We start from the raw sequence: 5,609 nt of genomic DNA, 5'->3' as shown, positions 1-5,609 counted from the left end.
GTATAGTAGATTCTGAAGATCTACCACTAAACATAAGCCGTGAAACATTACAGCATAATCATTCTTTAGAAAAAATTCGTAAAGGAATCACTAAGAAAACAATTAGTGAATTAAAAACAAAAATGGATAATGACCGGGAGTCATATATTTCTTTCTGGAATAATTTTGGCGCAGTGTTGAAAGAGGGGTTATGTGAAGGAATAGCTTTAGAAGAAAAAGAGAGATTATTAGAAACATGTTTATTTAGAAGTGCGCTACATGATAAGTTTATTAGCATTAATGAATATATAGCTAACATGAAAGAGGGGCAAGAAAGTATTTTCTATTTAAGTGGTGATTCTGTTGAAAAAGCTAAAACCAGTCCTCAATTAGAAGGATTCTTAAAACATGATATAGATGTGTTATTATTTACAGATACAGTGGATGATTTCTGGGTTAGTGTAATGCATAGCTTCAAAGAGAAAGAAATTAAATCTGTTACCAGAAGCGGAATAGAATTGGATAAAATTCTAAAGAAAGAGACAGAAGAGGAAGTTAAGCTTGAAGAATCTGATCAAGAATTAATAGACTATTTTAAAAAGACCTTAGGCTCTGTAATTAAAGACGCTAAAATTTCTGGTAAATTAATTGATAGTCCAGTATGTTTAACTGTGGCAGAAGGTGCTATGGATATTAGAATGGAGCGTTATTTGAAGGATCAAAAACAGCTTAATTCTAGCTTTGCAAAGATTTTAGAGATTAACCCTAATCATCCAATTGTTAAAAGAATTCACCAAGAAATGAAGAAGGAAGATCATTCCTTAGCAGATGAATTAGCATTTGCATTATTTGATCAAGCCTGCATAATTGAAGGTGAACCTATTGCAGATATGAGTGCTTTTGCAAAAAGGATGAATAGTTTGTTAGGAAAAATTTAAGGAAATATAAACATGACTTATGTTGTTACAGAAAGCTGCATTAAATGCAAATATACTGACTGTGTAGATGTTTGCCCCGTAGATTGCTTCTATGAAGGGGAAAATATGTTAGTTATTAATCCTGATGAATGTATTGATTGCGGTGTCTGTGAGCCTGAATGCCCAATAGAGGCCATAAAGCCTGAAGAAGAAGGCAACATAGAATGGGTGGAGATAAACCGTGAATATTCAGCCAAATGGCCAAATATTACAGCAAGTAAAAAACCTCTGCCCGAGGCTGATAAATATAAAGATATCTCTGATAAAAAAGATTTGCTTAGTGTAAGACCTGGTATAGATTAAGCAAATTTTTTATGCATTGCTATATTAGTATCTCTGTATTAGCTAAGGGAGTTGCTAACAACATCAAAAATAGCAAAAAGCAATTAATAATCTAAAGTATATTATCACCAACATCCTTAACGTCTTTGCCGCCTAATATATCTTTAATCTGGCGGTTAAGTCTATCTTGAATAAATTTTGAAGATTCTTTCTCTAAAGCATCATTAGTTTTTTCTATTGCTTCTAAATCATCATACTCAATTAAATCTCTAAGTTTTAGAATGATCTTTTTTAAGTTTTCTTTTTCTTGCAGAGACAGTAAATCTCCATCATCATTAATTGCTTTAGTTACATTAGAAATATTATCTTTAGAGTTAAGTTTTACTTCAGCTAATTGTTTTGCTTGAATATCTTCACCTGCATGAATATATGATGCTTCAATCATTTTTTCCACTTCTTCTTCAGATAAACCATAGCTTGGCATAACTTTAACTTCTTGTTTTACACCACTTATTTCTTCTATTGCTGAAATGGTTAAAAGTCCATCTACATCCAAATTAAAGGTAACTGCAACTCTTGCAAGTGAAGCTTTCATTGGAGGAATTCCTTTTAGTTCAAATTTTGCTAAAGATCGGCAATCTGCTACCATTTCTCTTTCACCTTGAACTATGTGAAAAATAATACCTGTTTGTCCATCTTGATAAGTGGTGAATTGTTTGCTAACGCTTAATGGCAGAGGAGAGTTCTTAGCAATTACTCTCTCATTCATTCCCCCCATAACTTCTAAGCCAATAGACAAAGAAGTAACGTCTATTAGAAGATTATCTGAACCGTAAATTAATCCATTTGCCTGAATTGCAGCTCCAAATGATACCGCCAAATCTGGATCAATTGTATCAAGTGGTTTTTTTATATCTTCAGCAATCATTTGTTTAAGCAATGGAATACGAGTTGATCCACCAACTAAAACAATTTCCTTTATATCTTTAGAATCAATACCACTTTGTTTAATAGTTTCTTTACATATCTTAAGGGTTTTTTCTATGAAAGGTTTGGCTATAGAATTGAATTCATCTTGAGATAAATTATATCCTTCGTAGTTTAAATTTTCTTTTACTCCTTTAGCAATATGATGTAAATCTTCATTTAAGTTTAAATATTCCATTATTTTATGGTCAATATCGTCACCACCTAAATTTCCATTTCCACCAGTTGCCAGAACCTGAAATATTCCTTTTTCCATTCTAAGAATGGAAACATCAAATGTTCCACCACCAAAATCATAGATAAGATAGATTCCTTCCGCCTTATGATCTAATCCATATGACATAGCAGCGGCTGTTGGTTCATTGATTAAGCGCATAACTTCTAAACCAGCAAGTTTAGCTGCCAGTTTGGTATCATTTCTAGCTGCATCGTCAAAATGTGCAGGCACTGTGATTACAGCTTTAGTAACAGTTTCCCCCAATATATCTTCAGCTTGTTTTTTTAATTTAGCTAAAATCTTGCTTGAAATTTCCACTGGAGTAAAAGATTCAACCTTCTCATTACTTCCCATCAAACGCTTTATAGACCTAATTCCTTGATGAATAGAAGGATGAATAGGGCCTAAAGCTTTAGCTTCCCCTGCTAAAACGCAAGAAACCACAGAATTAGTAGTGCCCAGATCAATCCCTATAGCATATTGATTTAAATCTTGCTTTTGTTTTTCTTCTGGTTCAGAAATCTGCAGTAAAGTCATAAGATCCTTTTATTGATAAAAATAATTGGCCAAGATTATAGTATAGTTATAATATAGGTTCAAGAGTATAAGACTATATATAATATTAAGGAAGGATAAAAATGGTTGATAATATAAACAAAATGCCTAAAGAGCTATATCATAAATATATTGATTTAAATAGATTTTACCAATTATTGCACCTACTAGTTGATTTTTCAGCGGCTGTTTTATTCTTAATTGGCAGCGTGTTATTTTTATATCCTAATTTAATTGAGCCAGGAACATGGATGTTTATAATTGGTAGTTTGTTTTTTTCAATGAAACCTACTATAAAACTATGTAAATTTTTTCATTTGCGTAGATTACTTAAAAAAACAAAGTCTGGTCTTGAATATTTATTTAAATTAGATTCTCTATAAGTTATTTACGATAATTCTTAAAAATCTCCGTTATTACGAGGAACTTTAAATTTTCCCCGTCATTACGAGGAACTTTAATTTTCCCCCGTCATTACGAGGAGCGCTAGCGACGAAGAAATCCATAAAAAGCAACACGGGGTGAGATAGATAAAATAATCAATTGAAAACCTCCAGACAAATCATTTCTTATATAAATCTGGGCGACGATTCTTAGTATTCTCTCTAGCATTCTCTAGGCGCCATTTAGTGATATTCTCATGATGGCCGGAAAGTAAAACTTCAGGAACCTTCATTCCTTGCCAAACAGACGGCCTGGTATATTGATCATATTCCAATAAATTTTCATCTTCGCCTATAGAAAAGCTTTCCTCACTATTAACTTCCTCATTATCTATAACCCCAGGAATTAGTCTTATACAGCTATCAATAACTGTTAAAGCTGCCATTTCTCCACCAGATAAAATATAATCTCCAATGCTATATTCTTCAAAGTTATATTTTTTAAAAACTCTTTGATCAATCCCTTCATATCTGCCGCATAACATTATAATATCTTCAATAGATACTAATTTTTTAGCAGATTCTTGGGTGAATTTTTCTCCTCTAGGACTAAAATATATAAGTTTTGCATTAGGAGTTTTTTCAAGTGCTGCATCAATAGCGCCAGATATAACATCAGGCTTCATTAGCATTCCAGCTCCACCACCAAAAATTTTATCATCAACAGACTGATGCTTATCCAGTGCATAATCGCGTATATTATATAAATCTAAGGTGAATAGTTTGTTTTCCAATGCCTTTCCAGCAATTGAATGAGCCAGGGGTCCTGGGAACATTTCTGGAAATATTGTTAATAAACTCACATGCCAATGTTTCATTTAAAAAAAGCTCTTTAGTGAATTTTTAAGAGTGGCCTTGCTATGTATATGAACACTAATTATAAGACCAAAGCCAATTAAAACAGTCATCATATTTGTTCCTCCATAGGAAAGGAGGGGAAGGGGTATTCCAACCGCTGGAACCAATCCCATCACCATGGCAACATTAATTATAACGTGTAAAGAAATCATCGAAGTTATTCCTATAGCCAAAACTCTAGAAAACTGGGCCCTAGCATTAAACGCTATTACATAGCTATACATCACAAGTATAACAAATGCTAGTAAAACCAGTCCTCCTCCTAAAAACCCCCATTCTTCACATATTGCAGTAAAAATAAAATCCGTTTGATGTTCTGGAAGAAATTTTAGCTGGCTTTGGCTTCCCTTCATAAATCCTTTTCCAAAAAAACCTCCAGCTCCCATAGCAATTTTAGACTGAATTATATTATACCCAGTTCCTAAGGGATCTTTTTCAGGATCAAGAAAGTTAAGGATACGATTCTTTTGGTAGTCATATAAAAATTGCCATAATATGGGTAAGGCTAAGCTTACAGAGGCAATTCCAACAATAAACACCCATGCTTGCACTCCAGCAACAAAAAAAATGATTATCCCTATAGACAAAAGAATAATTCCAGTGCCAAGATCTGGCTGCTTGATAATTAATAATGCTGGCGCAATTAACATAATTGCTGGAATAAATAAATGTTTTAGCCTTATTTTTTGTTCTTCTAAATCATGAAAATAACGCGCCAAAGCAAACACAATACAAATCTTCATTAATTCAGATGGTTGTAATTTTATAAGACCAAGATCAATCCAGCGGGTGGCACCCATTGCAGTATATCCAAGTAAATACATTAATAGCAACAAACCTAAAGCACCGTAATAAAATAAATAGGCAGATTTATACCAAAACTTAATGCTAATTAACCCCACCACAATCATTACAGGTGCAAAAAGAGCAAAGTGAATCATTTGCCTTGATGCCCAAGGTGAGATGTTTCCTTGCGCGGCTGAATACATTAGAAGAAAACCAAAACATGATATTAGGGTTACCAATACTATAATAGTAACTGGCATTCTTTTTATCTTTTCTAATAAATTCTGGAGACTCTTTTTCATCTCTTAAGTATTGCCAAAGCATCAATCAATGTAAAGAGTTTTTTTAAAGGATAAAAATAAGGATTCAGCTAATATATATCCTATAAAAATAAATTACTGGACCTTCAGATTTCACTTTACGCTTATATACAAGGATGATGATATTTTTCTATAAAGCCGCCCTTCATCCTAAAAAAACTTGGCTCCTTGACTCACTTTCGTTACCCTCTTGGCCCCTTAACTC

At 33.0% G+C, this 5,609-nt stretch carries 6 protein-coding genes; 3 read left to right on the top strand and 3 right to left on the bottom strand.

Going from position 1 to position 5,609, the window contains the following annotated elements; all coding sequences use genetic code 11:
* Both N4A31_03770 and N4A31_03765 read left to right on the top strand, forming a co-directional pair.
* On the top strand, positions 1-917 hold a 917-nt coding region (locus N4A31_03770; GenBank protein ID MCT4635353.1), incomplete at its 5' end, for a molecular chaperone HtpG.
* Between the two features lie 12 nt (positions 918-929).
* The gene (locus N4A31_03765; protein MCT4635352.1) at positions 930-1,259 is read left to right on the top strand and encodes a ferredoxin family protein; all 330 of its coding nucleotides are present in this window, start codon (positions 930-932) and stop codon (positions 1,257-1,259) included.
* 91 nt (positions 1,260-1,350) lie between these two features.
* On the opposite strand, the gene N4A31_03760 is transcribed toward N4A31_03765, so the two are convergent.
* On the bottom strand, positions 1,351-2,979 hold the full coding sequence (locus N4A31_03760; GenBank protein ID MCT4635351.1) for an Hsp70 family protein: 1,629 nt from the start codon (positions 2,977-2,979) through the stop codon (positions 1,351-1,353).
* Positions 2,980-3,080: 101 nt separating this feature from the next.
* Between N4A31_03760 and N4A31_03755 the strand changes: the two genes are divergently transcribed.
* Complete coding sequence (locus tag N4A31_03755; GenBank protein MCT4635350.1) at positions 3,081-3,380, top strand: YrhK family protein; 300 nt, start codon at positions 3,081-3,083, stop codon at positions 3,378-3,380.
* Between the two features lie 179 nt (positions 3,381-3,559).
* Here N4A31_03755 and trmD read toward each other — a convergent pair whose 3' ends face one another.
* Positions 3,560-4,258, bottom strand: coding sequence for a tRNA (guanosine(37)-N1)-methyltransferase TrmD (gene trmD / locus N4A31_03750; protein ID MCT4635349.1), 699 nt, complete (start codon positions 4,256-4,258; stop codon positions 3,560-3,562).
* Entirely contained in the window at positions 4,259-5,344 is a 1,086-nt protein-coding gene (gene rodA, locus N4A31_03745) for a rod shape-determining protein RodA (GenBank protein ID MCT4635348.1), read from the bottom strand. It lies immediately after the preceding gene.
* Positions 5,345-5,609: the final 265 nt, after the last annotated feature.

The organism is Rickettsiales bacterium, from assembly GCA_025210695.1.
In the GTDB taxonomy this organism is placed as follows: Bacteria; Pseudomonadota; Alphaproteobacteria; order Rickettsiales; family CANDYO01; genus CANDYO01.
Note: the sequence above shows the minus strand (reverse complement) of the source record. Positions and strands in the feature narration are given on the sequence as shown.

Excerpts from the sequence above, each read along its gene's own strand:
- N4A31_03765 (MCT4635352.1), top strand. The coding sequence starts at position 930 with ATGACTTATGTTGTTACAGAAAGCTGCATTAAATGCAAATATACTGAC.
- N4A31_03760 (MCT4635351.1), bottom strand. The coding sequence starts at position 2,979 with ATGACTTTACTGCAGATTTCTGAACCAGAAGAAAAACAAAAGCAAGAT.
- N4A31_03755 (MCT4635350.1), top strand. The coding sequence starts at position 3,081 with ATGGTTGATAATATAAACAAAATGCCTAAAGAGCTATATCATAAATAT.
- trmD (MCT4635349.1), bottom strand. The coding sequence starts at position 4,258 with ATGAAACATTGGCATGTGAGTTTATTAACAATATTTCCAGAAATGTTC.
- rodA (MCT4635348.1), bottom strand. The coding sequence starts at position 5,344 with ATGCCAGTTACTATTATAGTATTGGTAACCCTAATATCATGTTTTGGT.